Source organism: Methylobacterium sp. A49B (assembly GCF_053346215.1).
The window spans coordinates 67407-82186 of sequence record NZ_JBKFBO010000097.1 but is presented as its reverse complement, the minus strand read 5'-3'; the positions used below and the strand labels follow the sequence as shown (position 1 = coordinate 82186).

The window sequence follows — 14780 nt, the reverse complement described above, 5'->3', positions numbered from 1 at the left end:
CCGGCATCGACCGACACCGACGTGTTGTTCTCCGCCGTCGACAAGACCGGCCTGCCGATGATCCTGACGGATCCCAACCAGGACGACGATCCGATCGTCTTCACCAACCGCGCTTTCCTCGAACTCACGGGCTACGGAATCGACGAGGTCGTCGGGCGAAACTGCCGCTTTCTTCAGGGACCCGACACCGAGCCCGACCGCGTCGACGCCATCCGCGCCGCCCTCCGGGAAAACCGCGACCTCACCGTCGAGATCACCAACCACCGTCGTGACGGCACGCCCTTCGTCAATGCCCTGTTCGTCGGCCCCGTCTTCGATGGCGAGGGACGGCTGCGCTATCGCTTCGGCAGCCAGATCGACGTCACCGAGGCGCACCGCAACCGAGAGCGCCTAGCCGAGAGCGAGGCACGCCAACGCGCCATCTTCGACAGCGCCAGCGAGATGGCGATCATCGTCACCGACACCGCTGGTACGGTGACCGATTGGAACGTCGGGGCCACGCGCATCCTGGGCTGGTCGGCCGAGGAGATGCGCGGGCAGCCCATCGAGCGGATCTTCACGCCGGAGGATCGAACGACCGGTCAGATGCGCAAGGAGATGGACGGCGTCTTCCGCGATGGCCATGCCGAGGACATGCGCTGGCATCTGCGTAAGGACGGCGGCCGGTTCTATGCGGTTGGCGACATGACCTCGCTGCGGGGGCTCGACGGGACACACCGGGGCTTCGTCAAGGCGTTCAGCGACCGCACGCAGGAGCGCAACCTCGCCACCAAGGAACAGGCCGACACTGAGTTCATGCGTAGCGTCCTGGCGTCGTCCGCCGACTGCATCAAGGTGCTCGACCTCGACGGCGGCCTGACCTTCATGAGCGAGGGCGGCATGCAGGTGATGGAAGTCAGCGACTTCAATCACATCAAGGGCTGCCCATGGCCGAGCTTCTGGCAGGGCCAGGGGAACGCCGATGCGCTGGCGGCCTTGGCTATGGCCCGGGACGGGGGGATCGGCCACTTCCAGGGGCGCGCGGACACCTTCCTCGGCAATGCCAAATGGTGGGATGTTCAGGTGACGCCGATTTTTGGCCCTGACGGGCGGCCGGAGCGGATCCTGTCCGTCTCGCGCGACATCACCGAGCAGAAGTCGTTCGAGGAGCGCCTTGCGGCGAGCGAGGCCCACTGGCGCGACCTGTTCGAGCGCTTGAGCGAGGGGTTCATCGTCGGCGAGGTCGTGCGCGATCCGACCGGGCGCATCACGGATTGGCGCTACGTCGACGTCAACTCCGCCTGGGGCCGGCTCGTCGGCGTCGCAACGGACAGCGTCGTGGGACGCACGATCCGCCAAGTCTTTCCGGGTATTGAGGACGCCTGGGTCGACGAGTTCGCCGACGTGGTCGAGACCGGAGAGCCGGTGACGTTCATCCGACAGGTCGGCACCCTGGCGCGGTGGTACGAGGGCCGGGCCTTCCCGCTCAGCAACGAGCGCTTCGGCGTGATCTTCTTGGAGGTGACCGAGCGGGTTGAGGCCGATGCACGTCGCAGCGGCCTCTTGGAACTCGGGGAAAGGCTGCGGGCCGACATCGGAACCGACGCGATAGCGAAGGCGGGCGCCGCCATTCTCGGTCGCGTGCTCGGCGTTAGCCGGGTGGGCTACGGCACCGTTGGCTCGGATGGCGATAGCTTCGTCGTGGAAGAGGATTGGACTGCGACGGGGTTCCCGACGCTGGCCGGCCGCTACCGCATGGACGATTACGGCCTCTACGCCGAGGACCTCCGGCAGGGGCGGACGGTCGTCATCCCGGACGTACGCGAGGATCCGCGCACCGCCGCCTCCGCCGCGACCTTGGAGGCGGTCTCCGCCCGCACGCTCGTCAACGTACCCATCGTCGAGAAGGGCAGGACTGTGGCGGTACTTTACGTGAACGACGACCGCCCGCGGGCCTGGGATGAACCAGAGGTCGCGTTCGTCCGCCAGATCGCTGAGCTGACCCGCCAAGCCGTCGAGCGGCGGCGTGCCGAGGAGCGGCAGGACCTGCTGAACCACGAACTCTCCCACCGCCTCAAGAACACGATGGCGATGGTCGTGAGCATCGCGCACCAGACTCTGCGGTCCGTCCGGGAGCGCGAGCCGGTGGAGGCATTCCAGAAGCGCATCCAGGCTTTGGCGTCGGCCCACGACCTGTTGCTGCGCAAGGACTGGACGGCGGCGGATCTTCGGACCGTGTGCCGGGAGGTGCTCGGCACCGCGGCCGAGGCCCGCCGCTTCACGCTCGATGGCCCCGATGTGGCGCTCGGCCCCAGTGCCGCTCTGTCGGCGTCGCTGCTGCTTCACGAGCTGGCAACCAACGCGGCCAAGTACGGCAGCCTGTCCGGCGAGGAAGGCCAAGTCGAGTTGCGGTGGTGGATCGACGGCGCGACGGGGGAGCCAGGGTTGGTTCTGCGGTGGCGCGAGCACGGCGGCCCACCCGTAACGGCGCCGACCCGACGGGGCTTCGGTTCGCGCCTAATCCGCACGGGCCTCGTCGGAACGGGCGAAGTCGACGTTACATACGACACGGACGGGGTGATCGCGGTGATGCGCGCACCGATGGTCGAGGTGCAGCGCTCATGACAATGACCGAGGCGGACGGCGACGGGGTACGGCCGGTCGTGCTTGTGCTCCAGGACGAGCCGATCCTGGCAGGGATCATGCGGGACTTCGTCGAGGAGGCGGGGTGCGACGCGGTCGTGGTGCGCACCGCCCAGGCGGCGGTCCGCACCCTGGAGGAGCGTACGGACATCCGGGTGGTGTTCGCCGATCTCGACGTGCGCGGCTCGACCACCGGGCTGAAGCTGATGGCGATGATCCGGGATCGGTGGCCGCCCATCGAGTTGGTCCTGACAGGTGCTCTGGCGCCGGACCTCGACGCCATCCCGGCGCGGGGCGTGTTCTGCGACAAGCCCTTCCGCGAGGGCAAGGTGATCTCAGCAATCCGTAGCTTCGCCGCGTGAGCCAAACTCTCCGGCCGCACCGTGGAGGTGATGGCGCAAAGGATCGGAAGCGAGTGGAACAGGGAAGCCTGCTTCCCTTGATCTAACGCTCGAAAGCGGAACGGCTCAAAACCACCCACCCCAGCCGATCGAAACGCTGTCGACGGTTCTCTAAAGCGGCCGTTCGTCCGTTCTCCGACGACTTCGACTAAGGGTGGAAAGCGGTGCCACCTGGCTGCGCCGCGACGGTCACATCGAGACACCTATGCAGCGCGTTACCATCACCATCGACGACGAACTGCTGACGGCGATTGATGCACTCTGCGACAGCCGCGGCTACGGCAGCCGCTCCGAGGCCGTGCGCGATATTGTCCGAGACGCCCTGGCGCCTGCTCGCGCCGCCGGCGCTGGATCAGCGGCCTGCTACGGGGCGCTCAGCTACGTCTACAGCCACGGCACGCGCGATCTGGCCCGCCGGCTGACCGATCAGGGTCACCAGCACGGCGTCTCTATCGCCAGCATGCACGTCCACCTCAACCACAACGACTGCCTGGAGGTGGCCGTTCTGCACGGGTCGGTCTCTCAGATGCAGAGCTACACGGATGCCGTCATCACCCAGCGCGGGGTCCGTTACGGTCATCTGCATCTCATCCCTGAAGGTGACGAAGCTCATCATCTGCATGGCCATGACAACAAGGCTGCCGATGGTGCTGCGTCTCACGAGCAACAGGGCCAGGCTAATCCGGCGGTGTGAGTTATCCGTATATTTCTCATACTCCAGCCGTGCCAGAATAAGCAAACCGTCACGCTTCGCCCGGTCTGCAAGTGCCTCGTCCGATCTCCCGACCCAGTTGCTCCTCGCTAGGCACTCGCGTTCGCAGCGTCACCCGTCCGCTGCTCACCACCAGCGGCCTCGTTATCGCGACATGCACTCCTGGATGGGCAGCTCCCGATGCGGCTGCGCCATCACCGTCCGCGGTCACGCTGTCCGAGATCTCCGTGGTCTCCGCGCAGCCTTCGACCACTCTCACGCCAGGGACGCCGAACGCCAGCGCCGGATACGTCGGAGGCGTTACCGGAATCGGCGGCGCCCTGCTGGCGGTGGACTCCGCCAGCGCTGGCATCATCAGCGGCGCGGCCATCAACGCCCGACCGGTCACACGCCCCGGAGAGGTGCTCGAAGAGGTCCCGGGCTTGATCGTCACCCAGCACAGCGGCGAGGGCAAAGCCAACCAGTACTTCCTGCGCGGCTTCAACCTCGACCACGGCACCGACATCGCCATCAGCGTCGACGGCATGCCGGTGAACATGCGCACTCACGCCCACGGTCAGGGCTACGCCGACCTGAACTTCCTGATCCCCGAACTCGTCGGCGCGGTGGAGTTCCACAAGGGCCCGTACTTCGTGCGCGACGGCGACTTCGCCTCCGCGGGCTCGGTCCGGATCGACTACCTCGACAGCGTCGCGACGAACCTCGCGCTGACTTCGATTGGCAGCTTCGGCTACAAGCGCGCCCTGTCGATCGCCTCGGTGCCGCTGGGCGAGGGCAACCTCCTCGTTGCTGGGGAGGCGCAGGTCTACGACGGGCCCTGGGTCGTCCCGGACGCTCTGCGCAAGCTCAACGGGGTCGCCCGCTACAGCCAAGGCACGGCGCTCGATGGCTTCTCGATCACCGGCATGGCCTATGCAGCCCGCTGGACCGCCACCAACCAGATCCCCGAGCGTGCCGTCGTCTCAGGGCAGCTCAGCCGTTACGGCACGATCAACCCTACGGATGGCGGCGACACGAGTCGCTTCTCTCTCTCTGGGCGGTTCAGCGCGACGGACGAAACCGGCGTCACCCGGGCCTCGGCCTACGTGATCCGCTACCAGATGAACCTGTTCAACGACTTCACCTACTTCCTCAACGACCCGGTCAACGGCGACCAGTTCCACCAGCTCGACCAGCGCATCCTCGGCGGCGGCGAGGTGTTGCACATCTTCCAGGGCGACCTGTTCGGCCGTCCGCTTGAGGTCGAGGTCGGCGCCCAGACCCGCACAGACTCCATCCGCGTCGGCCTCTTCAATACGACGAACCGGCAGTACCGCTCCGGTGTGCTCGATGACCGGGTGCTGGAATCGAGCGGCGCGCTCTACCTCGACACGCGGCTGCACTGGACGGAGTGGCTGCGCACCAGCGTCGGGGTGCGGGCGGACGGCTACTACGCCGATGTCCGCTCGGACACGCCCGCCAATTCCGGCAAGGCTACCGACGGGATCGTCAACCCGAAGCTCGGCCTCGTTCTCGGCCCGTGGTTCGATACCGAGCTCTACGTGAACTACGGCGGCGGCTTCCACTCGAACGACGCCCGCGGCGTCACCGCCACGGTGGATCCCGCGAGCCCGCTGTTCAACATCACGCGCTCGCCGTTCCTGGTGCCCTCCACGGGCTACGAGGTCGGCTTGCGCAACCGGTCGATCGCGGGGCTGGAGACGAGCGTCGCGCTGTTCCGGCTCGATTTCGCCTCGGAGAACATCTTCCAGGGCGATACCGGCACCACGGAGCCGAGCCGGCCGACCCGGCGCTTCGGCGTCGAGTGGACGAACCGCTATGCCGTGACGCCCTGGCTCTCGCTAGAGAGCGATCTGACGATCACCAATGCCCGGTTCTCCAGCTACGACCCGGTGGGCAACCGGGTGCCGGAGGCGCCCACGACCATCGCGTCGGCCGGCGTCACGTTCGGCGAGCCGCTCGGCTGGTTCGGGTCGCTCCGCTTCCGCTATTTCGGGCCCCGGCCGCTGATCGAGGACAACACGATCCGCTCGCGGGCGACCGCGCTGTTCAACGGCCGGATCGGCTACAACTTCGAGAACGGCGTCAGCGTCTCGCTGGACGTGCTGAACCTGACCAACAGCAAGTCCGATCAGATCACCTACGCGTATGTCTCGCGCCTGCCCGGCGAGCCCGCTGAGGGGCTGATCGACCGGGTGTTCCACCCGGTGGAGCCCACGGCTGTGCGCCTCACCATCGCGGGCCGCTTCTGATTTTATTCATCCGCATTCGGACGGGCAGACTGCCTCTTGAGGTGCGTCAGCGACACGGCTACGCCCGCTTCGACGCCTTTCTGCTCAGAAGCGGACCGGCAGAAATCCACCCAGCTCAGCCGTTTAAGGCGTCCGCCAACGAAGCTGGACGTGGCCGAAATCGATCCGTCCGCTTCGATGAGTTGAAGGGAAAATCAGCCGTAATTTCAACGGCCTCAGCTCGGCGTACTATTGGCTGTTCAGGCCACACAAGCTCGTCTGAAGGCTCCGGTCGTTCGCATTGGAAACTCCGGAACCGAGATCTGCAGGGCTTCCGCGAATTCTGTCCACTGACTCCGATTGCGCTACGGCCGTGTGGAGAAACGAGAGCTGCTGACCGCCGGTGAGTCATCAAATAATTCGATCAAAACGTTCGATACGTTCCGTTGGAATGATCGATCGGCTGCGGCCATGATCAGAGCAGATCCAGCCCACGATGTGTCCGCACCATGTTCGCAGCAACCTTTTCCATGTCGCGCAAGCTTGCCCTGCGCCACGTCCTGCCCGGCCTGATCCTGTGCCTCGCGGTGACAGGCGCCGCCCTCGCCCTGGAAGGCGTCGAGGAGTATCTCTTCGGCCGTGCGTGGTTGGAGGCTCTCGTTCTTGCCATCGTGCTGGGCACGGCCGTCCGTACTGCCTGGAGCCCGGGGCCGCGCTTCGTTCGCGGTATCGCATTCGGCGCCAAGACCGTCCTGGAGATCGCCGTCGTCCTGCTCGGAGCCTCGCTGAGCCTGGGTACACTGCTTGCGGCCGGGCCGGGGCTACTCATCGGCATTGCGGGGGTGGTGGCTCTCGCCATCGCCGGGAGCTACGGCATCGGCCGGGCCCTCGGGCTGGCCCCGCGCCTCGCCATCCTCGTCGCCTGCGGCAACTCGATCTGCGGGAACTCGGCGATCGCGGCGGCGGCCCCGGTGATCGGCGCGGACGGCGAGGACGTCGCCTCGTCCATCGCGTTCACCGCCGTGCTCGGAGTCCTCGTCGTGCTCGGCCTGCCCCTGCTCGTGCCGCTGCTCGCGCTCTCGCCGATGCAGTACGGCGTGCTCGCGGGCCTCACCGTCTATGCCGTGCCGCAGGTGCTCGCCGCGACAGCCCCCGTGGCCGCCCTCAGCGTCCAGGTCGGAACCCTGGTTAAGCTGGTCCGCGTGCTGATGCTCGGGCCGGTGGTGCTGGCTCTCTCGCTGGGGGCGAGCCGGCTGCGCGCGGAAACGGACGCGGCCGCACCGTCCCTGACGGAAGGGGAGCGCCCCGCCCCGAGCCGGGTGCCGCTGCACCGGCTGGTGCCGTGGTTCATCCTCGCCTTCCTGACCCTGGCGGGGCTCCGCTCGGCGGGGCTCATTCCCGAGGCGGCCGTGCACCCCATGGCCGCGACGGCGAACGGGCTAACTATCGTGTCGATGGCGGCCCTCGGCCTCGGGGTCGATGTGCGCAGCGTCGTCAAGGCGGGACCCCGCGTCACCCTGGCGGTCGTCGCCTCGCTCGCCGCCCTGACCGCCGTGAGCCTCGGGCTGATCCGCCTGCTCGGTATCGCCTGAGAGCAGCTTGCCACTTGGCACGTCCGAGCGCGTTGGACCCCAACCTTCTTCGAGAGACACACCCGATGTCGAGCTTGGCTGAGCGGATGGCGCGCCTGATCGTCCACGGCGAGCGGCCCTATAATGCCGAGCCGCCGCTATCACGCCTACGGGCCGGTTACCGGACCCCTGCGGACGATTTTTATGTCCGCTCCCACGGCGACCTGCCGGAGATCGACGCCGCCACTTGGCGCCTGTCCGTCGATGGCGAGGGCATCGGCCCCCTCGATCTGTCCCTGGCGGATCTGCGCGCGCGTTTCCCCGAGGCGACCGTCACGGCCACGATGCAGTGCGCAGGCAACCGCCGCGCCGACCTGCGGGCGGTGGCGCCGGTCTCGGGCGATCCCTGGGACGGTGGCGCCATCGGTACGGCCGACTGGACGGGTATCCGCCTCGGCGACGTCCTGCGGGCGGCAGGGGTGACGCCGCGGGCGAATCTCCATGTGGCCTTCGAGAGTCACGACGTGGTCGAGGGCCAGCCCTACGGCGTCTCGATCCCCCTCGCCAAGGCGCTCGCCGACGAGACGGTGCTGGCCTTTGCGATGAACGGGGCCCCGCTGCTGCCCGAGCACGGCTTCCCGGCCCGCGCCGTCGTGCCGGGCTTTGCCGGAGTGCGCAGCCCAAAATGGCTGCGGCGCATTACGGTGCAGGACCATCCGTCGGCCAACCCGATGCAAGCCGACGACTACAAGCTGTTCCCGCCGGACGTGACGGCCGAGACCGCCGATCCTGCCAAAGGCCACACCATCGAGACGATGCCGCTCAACGCGGCGATCTGCGAGCCCCCGCGCGGGGCTCGGCTCGAAGCGGGCGAGACGCCCGTCCGTGGGTACGCCATCGCGGGAGACCGGGCGGTGGTGCGGGTCGATGTCTCGGGCGATGGCGGGCGCTCCTGGCGCCAGGCCACACTGGAACACGAGGCCGACGCGCCCTTCGCCTGGACGTTCTGGGAGATCGTGCTGGACCTTCCACCCGGCGAACACGAACTCGCGGTGCGCGCCTGGGACTCGGCCGGGCAGACCCAGCCGGCGCAGCCGGACGACACTTGGAACTTCAAGGGCTACCTCAGCGCCTCGTGGCACCGTGTGCGGGTCGAGGTCGCCTGAGTCGCGCAGTCGGTCAGGGGGCAGCTTGGATCATGGCGAGCAGTGTGTCGGCCGCGCGGCTGCGGTAACGCTCCTTGTGGCGCAGGACCTGAAAGGTCCGCGTCGGCAGGACGAAGGGCACGGCGACGAGTGCGCCGGTTCGCAGCGAGGGTCCCACCACCGCTTCGGACAGAACGCTCGCGCCGGCCCCCGCCAGGACGGCGGCGAGGACGGCCTCGTTCGACGGCAGTTCCAGGGCGACGGCGAGCGCATCCGGCGCGATACCCGAGGCAACGAGCGCCGCCTCGAAAGCGGAGCGCGTACCCGATCCAGGCTCCCGCAGCACCCAGGAGGCCGACGCGAGGTCGGCGGGTTCCGGCCGCACGCATCCGGCCAACGGGTGGCCGGGCGAGACCACGAGCACCAGCCGGTCCTCGGCGATCGGGGCGCTGCCCAGGCTGGCGTCGTCGATTGCGCCTTCCACAAAAGCGAGTTCCGCCGTGCCCGCCCGCACCGCTTCGGCCGCCTCGGCGGTATTGCCGATGCCGAGACGCAGGATGATGTCCGGGTAGGCCGCCCGGAAGGCGACGAGGTGCCGGGGGAGCCAGTGGCTGGCGATGGTCTGGCTCGCCCGGACGGCCAGCGTGCCGCGCCGTAGGCCGCTGAGATCGGCGAGCACCTGTTCGGCCGCCCCGGCGCGGGCGAGCACGGCGCGGGCCTCGCCGAGGAAGAGGCGGCCGGCCTCGGTCAGCTCGATGCCCCGGCCGACCCGGTGGAACAGCTTGACGGCGTGCCGGGTCTCCAGCGCGTTGATGGCGGCACTAACGGCCGACTGGACGAGATTCAAAGCCTCGGCCGCCCGGGTGACATGCTGTCGCTCGGCCACCGCCACGAAGATCCGCAACTGGTCGAGGGTCATGGCGTCTCGGGCTCAGCAGGGCCTGGGCTGACGGGAAGAGGTAAGGCGGGGCCGTCGCGTCTCTATGCACACCGGACGCGCGCGTCACCGCGCACCGTCGCGTTGGCCCGAGACCTGCGCATCGACCGCCTGGGCAACCCGAAGCAGCCGCGCTTCGTCCGTGCGGGCGGTCACCACGTAGGACATGCCCGAATCGATCCACGAGAAGGCCGCCACGTCGTCCGCGCGGGCATAGCGAAACACGCCGCGGCCACCGGAGGGCCCGACCCGGCTGTAGAGGGTCAAACGGGTGCCCCGGTCGTCGTCGTACATCAGCATGGCCGCCAGCCCGTCCCCGGCGGGGAGCAGGCGGCCGCCCATCAGCCGGAAACCCTGCGCCTGCAGATCCGGCACGGTGACAGGCCGCCCCAGTCGCGCGGTGAGCCACTGCACGAGCTCGGACGAGCCGTCGGCGCGGACCTCGACCGGATGGGCGGCCTCGACCACGTAGGTGCGGAAGGCGGAGACGGCCGCCTGGGTCATCGGTTCGGCGGGGGCGCCCGGGCCCGGCACGGCGCCGCGCCCGGCCCACCCGGCCGCGCCCCCGAGGGCGAGCAGGAGTGCCGCCGCCGCCACGTTCGTCCACCAGCGCGGGATGCCTATTCGGCGCGGAGCCGCGAGGTTCGCGATGCGCAGGCGGGCGGGGATGGGCTCCTCCGCCACGGGCGCGAGCCGCGCCCGCAGGCGGTCCCGCACCTCCCGATCGGCGGCGACCCGGGCTGCCGCCTCCGGGTGTGCGGCGAGCCACGCCTCGACGGCGGCACGGCGGCCCGGATCGAGCCGTCCGTCCACGAAGGCGTGCAGGTCGTCCTCGCCGACGGGACGCGGGTCGGACGCGGTCATTTCACCCTCCGCAGATGCCCGGTGAGGATCGTGGGGGCCAGATCGAGAAAGGCGCGCATCCGCCCCCGGGCCCGGCTTAGGCGCGACATCACCGTGCCGACGGGGACCGCGAGCACGGCGGCGACCTCGGCATAGGACATGTCCTCGACCGCGACGAGGAGCAGGACGGATCGCTGCTCCTCGGGAAGCGCGGCGATCCCATCGAGCACGTCCCGCGCGCCCAAAGCCGCCTCGGGATCGGCCCCCATGTCGGCGATCGTGTCCAGCGCCTCCACGCCGACCTCGATGCCCCTGCGGCGGCGGACGCCTTCGAGGTAGCGGTTGCGCAGGATCGCGAACAGCCACGCCCGCAGATCGCCCTCGCGGCGCTGAGGCCATGCGCGGATCGCCCGTTCCAGCGTGTCCTGAACGAGGTCGTCGGCCGCCTCACGCTGGCGCAGCAGCGCGGTCGCGTAGCGGCGCAGGGCCGGTATCTGCGGTTCGATCAGGACGGCGAGATCGTCCAAGGTGGTCTCCGGATCGGTGCGATGGCCCTGCTCGCACCGCCACTCAGACAAGAGATGCCGGAAACGCCGGATCTATTCCGGGATTTTATGGCGAAATCCGATCACGCATCCGTGATCGATGCGCCGGGTGTCGCGGGGAATATCGTGGCCCCGCCGGCATCTCTCACCGCGTGACCTCGACACTGCGGGAGACACCATGCGCGGCGCACCGACGGCGATCCTCATCACCCTGCTCATGGCCGGGGGAGTCTTGAGCGGCGGCATGATGATGCGCGCCGGGCACGCGCAGACCGCCCCCGGCGGCTTCGATGCGATGATGGCCCAATCGATGGCGCGGATGCACGCGGACATGGCGGTGGCGCCGTCCGGCGACCCCGACCGGGACTTCGCCGCGATGATGATCCCGCACCATCAGGGCGCGATCGAGATGGCGAAAGCCGAACTCGCCTATGGCCGCGATCCGGTCCTGCGCCGGCTCGCGCAGGGCATCATCGTCGAGCAGGCGCAGGAGATCGAGGTCATGCGCCGCGCCCTGGCCGAGCGGCCGGTCGCGCAAGCCACGCCGCAGCGGAGCCTGGCCCCTCACCATCACTGAGCGGATCGCCGCTTGCCATCCCCCTCGTCAGCGCGAAGAGACCTTACGATGCGATACGTCATTCCGGCGACCCTACTGCTCGCCCTCCTCGGTGGAACCGCCCTCGCGGGTCAGGCACCGGGGTCCGCCTCGGCGCCGGACGTGCCGGTCGGCCCCCGAGACCGGTTCTACACCTCGGACCAGTTCTCCAACACGGTCTCGGTGATCGATCCCGCCGCCAACAAACTCCTCGGCGTGATCCGCCTCGGCGACACGACGCCCGCGAACCTGAGCCCGCTCTATCGCGGCCAGCTTCTCGTCCATGGGATGGGCTTCTCGCCCGACCGCAAGACCCTGCTCGCCGTCTCGATCGGCTCGAACTCGGTCAGCTTCATCGACACCGCCACCAACACGGTGCGCCAGACCACCTATGTCGGCCGCTCGCCGCACGAGGCATTCTTCACGCCGGACGGGCGCGAAGTCTGGGTGAGCGTGCGGGGCGAGGACTACATCGCGATCCTCGACGCGGGGACCGGCAAGGAGACGGGCCGGATCACCGTGCCGAACGGGCCCGGCATGACGATCTTCTCGCCCGACGGGCATTACGGCTACGTCTGTTCCAGCTTCAGCCCCGAGACGGTCGCCATCGATGTGAAGAGCCGCGAGATCGTCGGGCGGATCAAACAGGAGAGCCCGTTCTGCCCCGACATCGCGGCGACGCCGGACGGCAAGCAGGTGTGGTTCACCCTCAAGGACGTCGGCCGCGTCCAGGTGTTCGAGGCCACGCCGCCCTTCAAGGCGATCAAGACCATCGAGACGGGCCCGATCACCAACCACGTCAACATCGCGCGCACGAAGGCCGGGCAGTTCGCCTACGTGACGATCGGCGGCCTGAACCAAGTGAAGGTGTTCCGCACCGACGACTTCTCGCAGGTCGCGACCATCCCCACCGGTGCGCTTCCCCACGGCCTCTGGCCCTCGGGCGACGGATCGCGGATCTATGTCGGCCTGGAGAATGCCGATGCGGTCGCGGTGATCGATACGGGCAGCAACGCCGTCATCGCCACGATCCCGATCGGCCAGGGACCTCAGGGCGTCGCCTACGTCTCGGAGGCGGTGCCGGAGGGGGCCGGCGCCCCGAACCTCCAGCCGCTGGGCGTGGCGGGCCAATCGAGCACGCTGACGCTGGCCGGGCCGGACGGCAAGGCGGCCACGCAGGTGACGCTGTTCGACCAGGGCGTGTTGCAAACCCTGCAAGCGGCGGTGACCGGCCTCACGCCGAAGAAGCCCTACGTCCTGGCCCTCGCGGCCGATCCGAAGGGGACCGGGCCCCTGGAGCCGCTCGCCGCCTTCATGACGAACCCGGCGGGCGCCGCCATCGTCAACGCCGTCGGCCCGATCCGGCAGGTGACGCAGAACGCCGATGCGGCCGCCCGGCGCAGCCTCGTCATCGTCGAGGGCAAGCCCGGCGAGACCGGCGCGACGGTCCAGACGCAGGCGCCGCGGTAACGAGAGGAGGGGCGGTCGCAGGACCGCCCCCCATTGCAAGCCTCAATAGGTGTCGGTGAGGTAGGCGGCGATGGCCTTGGCCTGCGCCTCGTCGATCGGTGCATGGTAGACCTTGACCATCTTGGTCACCTCGGACTCCCAGAAGGCCGCGCCTTTGCCCGGCGGCTGCATGGCGATGTAGTCCGGCGAGTGGCAGACGAGGCAGTTCGCCTGGGCCGCCTCGAAGCCCTCCGCGTGCGTGCCGGCCTTGGGCGCCCGCAGGGTCGCGGTCGGCTCCGGCACCTCGTAGGATTTCGGCGCGGCGAGGGCCGTGCCGGCCGCGAGGGCGAAGGCCGCCGTCAGGGCGAGGGTGATGCGGGTCATTCTCGTCACTCCCTTAGGCCGCGCGCACGCGGGTGGTCTCGACCACGTTGCGCAGGTATCCGGCCGGGTTCCAGCGCGGCTCCATCGCCTGGCTCACCCCGTCGTTGCCCGTGGCCCGCACCCGGATCGCATGCGCCCCCGGCGTCAGGTCGACCGCGAGGGTCCAGGGCCGGAAGGCGTAGGGGCCGAGATCCTGCCCGAGTTGTGCCTCCGTCCAGGTCCTGCCGTCGTCGGTCGAGACCGCCACCGACTTGATCCCGGAACCACCGTCGAAGGCGATGCCGCGCAAGGGCGTGCGCCCGGCCTTCACGTCCGCCCCGTCGGTCAGGTTGGTGAGAAAGGAGCGCACGGTGAAGCGGTTGATCGGCACGGTCTTGTCCGCCGCCTTGCCGGGTTGCGTGCAGGCGCAGTCGTTGTCGGGGATGCGATAGGCCTTCTGCATCCAGAAGCCGTCGAAGGGTTTGTCGAGCACGCTGATGCTCTCCAGGTGCTTGACCCAGTAGGTGCCGTAGAAGCCCGGCACGACGAGGCGCAGGGGATAGCCGTTGAGCCACGGCAGGTCCTGCCCGTTCATGCCCCAGGCGAGCATCACCTGTCCGTCGCTGGCGTGGTCGAGCTTGAGCGACTTGGCGAAGTCCGGCGTCTCCGGGATCACCGGGCCGTCGAGGCCGGTGAAGGCGACCTCGACGGCGCCCGCCTTCACCCCGGCCTTGTCGAGCACGGCCTTCAGCGGCACGCCGGTCCAGCGAGCACAGCCCATCGCCCCGTTGGCAAGTTGCCCCCCGGCCATGCGCGGTTCGAAAAAGCCGCGGGAGTTGCCCGAGCACTGGTTGACCGCGACGATCTCGGTCGTCGGCATCGCCTTCAGGTCGGCGAGCGAGAGCGAGACCTCTTTCTCGACATGCCCCTTGACCGCGACCCGGTAGGTCTCGGGATCGATCTCGGTCGGGATGTCGGCGAGATGGTAGCGGACGAAGAACGCGTCGTTGGGCGTGATCGCGCCCTCGTCGAATACCGAGAACGGGGTCTCCAGCTGCGGCGGGCGCGCGGTCATCTGGAGCAGCGGGCGCTTGCCCGGATAGGCCACCAGGGGCCGTTCGCCGTTGCCGAAGGGCAGCGTGGCCGTGTCTTCCGCGAGCGCCCGAAGCGGAGCGAGGCTGCCGCCGCCGAGGCCCGCCAGAGCCGTGAGGCCCGCGCGCCTGATGAGATCCCGTCTGTCGAGCATTCGAAAGTCCTCCCCGTCCGCGCGTGGCTCCGGTGACCGGGCCCGCCTTGTGCGGAGGAGGAGACGCATGGCGCCCCCGGTCTATTCGCGGCGGATCGAAATAAAGTCCGTCCTCGCCCC

At 68.9% G+C, this 14780-nt stretch carries 14 protein-coding genes; 9 read left to right on the top strand and 5 right to left on the bottom strand.

The window, feature by feature from the left end:
- Positions 1–21 precede the first annotated feature (21 nt).
- From ACLBX9_RS15815 to ACLBX9_RS15790, 6 genes are all read left to right on the top strand, one after another.
- Positions 22–2604 carry a PAS domain S-box protein gene (locus ACLBX9_RS15815; RefSeq protein WP_447719595.1) on the top strand — a complete coding sequence of 861 codons (2583 nt, stop codon included), beginning with the start codon at positions 22–24 and terminating at the stop codon, positions 2602–2604.
- Entirely contained in the window at positions 2601–2984 is a 384-nt protein-coding gene (locus tag ACLBX9_RS15810) for a response regulator (RefSeq protein WP_447699785.1), read from the top strand. The genes ACLBX9_RS15815 and ACLBX9_RS15810 overlap by 4 nt, the downstream gene beginning before the upstream one ends.
- Positions 2985–3228: 244 nt before the next feature.
- Positions 3229–3717: a nickel-responsive transcriptional regulator NikR gene (nikR, locus tag ACLBX9_RS15805; RefSeq protein WP_447719594.1), complete on the top strand. Its 489-nt coding sequence runs from the start codon at positions 3229–3231 to the stop codon at positions 3715–3717.
- 245 nt (positions 3718–3962) lie between these two features.
- Complete coding sequence (locus tag ACLBX9_RS15800) at positions 3963–5987, top strand: TonB-dependent receptor (protein ID WP_447719593.1); 2025 nt, start codon at positions 3963–3965, stop codon at positions 5985–5987.
- Positions 5988–6475: 488 nt separating this feature from the next.
- On the top strand, positions 6476–7558 hold the full coding sequence (locus tag ACLBX9_RS15795; protein ID WP_447719592.1) for a YeiH family protein: 1083 nt from the start codon (positions 6476–6478) through the stop codon (positions 7556–7558).
- Positions 7559–7623: 65 nt separating this feature from the next.
- Positions 7624–8703, top strand: coding sequence for a molybdopterin-dependent oxidoreductase (locus ACLBX9_RS15790; RefSeq protein ID WP_447719591.1), 1080 nt, complete (start codon positions 7624–7626; stop codon positions 8701–8703).
- Positions 8704–8716: 13 nt separating this feature from the next.
- Here ACLBX9_RS15790 and ACLBX9_RS15785 read toward each other — a convergent pair whose 3' ends face one another.
- From ACLBX9_RS15785 to ACLBX9_RS15775, 3 genes are all read right to left on the bottom strand, one after another.
- Positions 8717–9601, bottom strand: a complete 885-nt coding sequence (locus ACLBX9_RS15785) for a LysR family transcriptional regulator (RefSeq protein ID WP_447719590.1) — start codon at positions 9599–9601, stop codon at positions 8717–8719.
- 84 nt (positions 9602–9685) lie between these two features.
- A complete protein-coding gene (locus ACLBX9_RS15780) occupies positions 9686–10483 on the bottom strand; it encodes an anti-sigma factor family protein (protein ID WP_447719589.1) in 798 nt (265 codons plus the stop codon).
- The gene (locus tag ACLBX9_RS15775; protein WP_447699791.1) at positions 10480–10989 is read right to left on the bottom strand and encodes an RNA polymerase sigma factor; all 510 of its coding nucleotides are present in this window, start codon (positions 10987–10989) and stop codon (positions 10480–10482) included. The genes ACLBX9_RS15780 and ACLBX9_RS15775 overlap by 4 nt, the downstream gene beginning before the upstream one ends.
- A 21-nt stretch (positions 10990–11010) precedes the next feature.
- Here ACLBX9_RS15775 and ACLBX9_RS15770 point away from each other — a divergent pair, with 21 nt between their 5' ends.
- The 3 genes from ACLBX9_RS15770 to ACLBX9_RS15760 are packed head-to-tail and all read left to right on the top strand — an operon-like array spanning position 11011 to position 13072.
- Positions 11011–11163, top strand: coding sequence for a hypothetical protein (locus tag ACLBX9_RS15770; protein ID WP_447719588.1), 153 nt, complete (start codon positions 11011–11013; stop codon positions 11161–11163).
- A 22-nt stretch (positions 11164–11185) separates the two neighbouring features.
- Positions 11186–11584 (top strand): CopM family metallochaperone, encoded by a 399-nt coding sequence (gene copM, locus ACLBX9_RS15765; protein WP_447699793.1) that lies wholly within the window; start codon positions 11186–11188, stop codon positions 11582–11584.
- 48 nt (positions 11585–11632) lie between these two features.
- On the top strand, positions 11633–13072 hold the full coding sequence (locus ACLBX9_RS15760) for a YncE family protein (RefSeq protein ID WP_447699794.1): 1440 nt from the start codon (positions 11633–11635) through the stop codon (positions 13070–13072).
- A 42-nt stretch (positions 13073–13114) separates the two neighbouring features.
- Here the strand turns inward: ACLBX9_RS15760 and sorB are convergent, their stop codons facing one another.
- Positions 13115–13435 (bottom strand): SorB family sulfite dehydrogenase c-type cytochrome subunit, encoded by a 321-nt coding sequence (gene sorB, locus ACLBX9_RS15755; protein WP_447699795.1) that lies wholly within the window; start codon positions 13433–13435, stop codon positions 13115–13117.
- Positions 13436–13448: 13 nt separating this feature from the next.
- Entirely contained in the window at positions 13449–14660 is a 1212-nt protein-coding gene (gene sorA, locus ACLBX9_RS15750; protein ID WP_447719587.1) for a SorA family sulfite dehydrogenase catalytic subunit, read from the bottom strand.
- Positions 14661–14780 lie beyond the last annotated feature (120 nt).

What these genes read in the sequence shown, in the direction of transcription:
- copM (WP_447699793.1), top strand. Translation starts at nt 11,186, where the DNA reads ATGCGCGGCGCACCGACGGCGATCCTCATCACCCTGCTCATGGCCGGG.
- ACLBX9_RS15795 (WP_447719592.1), top strand. Translation starts at nt 6,476, where the DNA reads ATGTTCGCAGCAACCTTTTCCATGTCGCGCAAGCTTGCCCTGCGCCAC.
- ACLBX9_RS15760 (WP_447699794.1), top strand. Translation starts at nt 11,633, where the DNA reads ATGCGATACGTCATTCCGGCGACCCTACTGCTCGCCCTCCTCGGTGGA.
- ACLBX9_RS15780 (WP_447719589.1), bottom strand. Translation starts at nt 10,483, where the DNA reads ATGACCGCGTCCGACCCGCGTCCCGTCGGCGAGGACGACCTGCACGCC.
- ACLBX9_RS15770 (WP_447719588.1), top strand. Translation starts at nt 11,011, where the DNA reads ATGGCCCTGCTCGCACCGCCACTCAGACAAGAGATGCCGGAAACGCCG.
- ACLBX9_RS15785 (WP_447719590.1), bottom strand. Translation starts at nt 9,601, where the DNA reads ATGACCCTCGACCAGTTGCGGATCTTCGTGGCGGTGGCCGAGCGACAG.
- nikR (WP_447719594.1), top strand. Translation starts at nt 3,229, where the DNA reads ATGCAGCGCGTTACCATCACCATCGACGACGAACTGCTGACGGCGATT.
- ACLBX9_RS15790 (WP_447719591.1), top strand. Translation starts at nt 7,624, where the DNA reads ATGTCGAGCTTGGCTGAGCGGATGGCGCGCCTGATCGTCCACGGCGAG.
- ACLBX9_RS15810 (WP_447699785.1), top strand. Translation starts at nt 2,601, where the DNA reads ATGACAATGACCGAGGCGGACGGCGACGGGGTACGGCCGGTCGTGCTT.
- sorA (WP_447719587.1), bottom strand. Translation starts at nt 14,660, where the DNA reads ATGCTCGACAGACGGGATCTCATCAGGCGCGCGGGCCTCACGGCTCTG.
- sorB (WP_447699795.1), bottom strand. Translation starts at nt 13,435, where the DNA reads ATGACCCGCATCACCCTCGCCCTGACGGCGGCCTTCGCCCTCGCGGCC.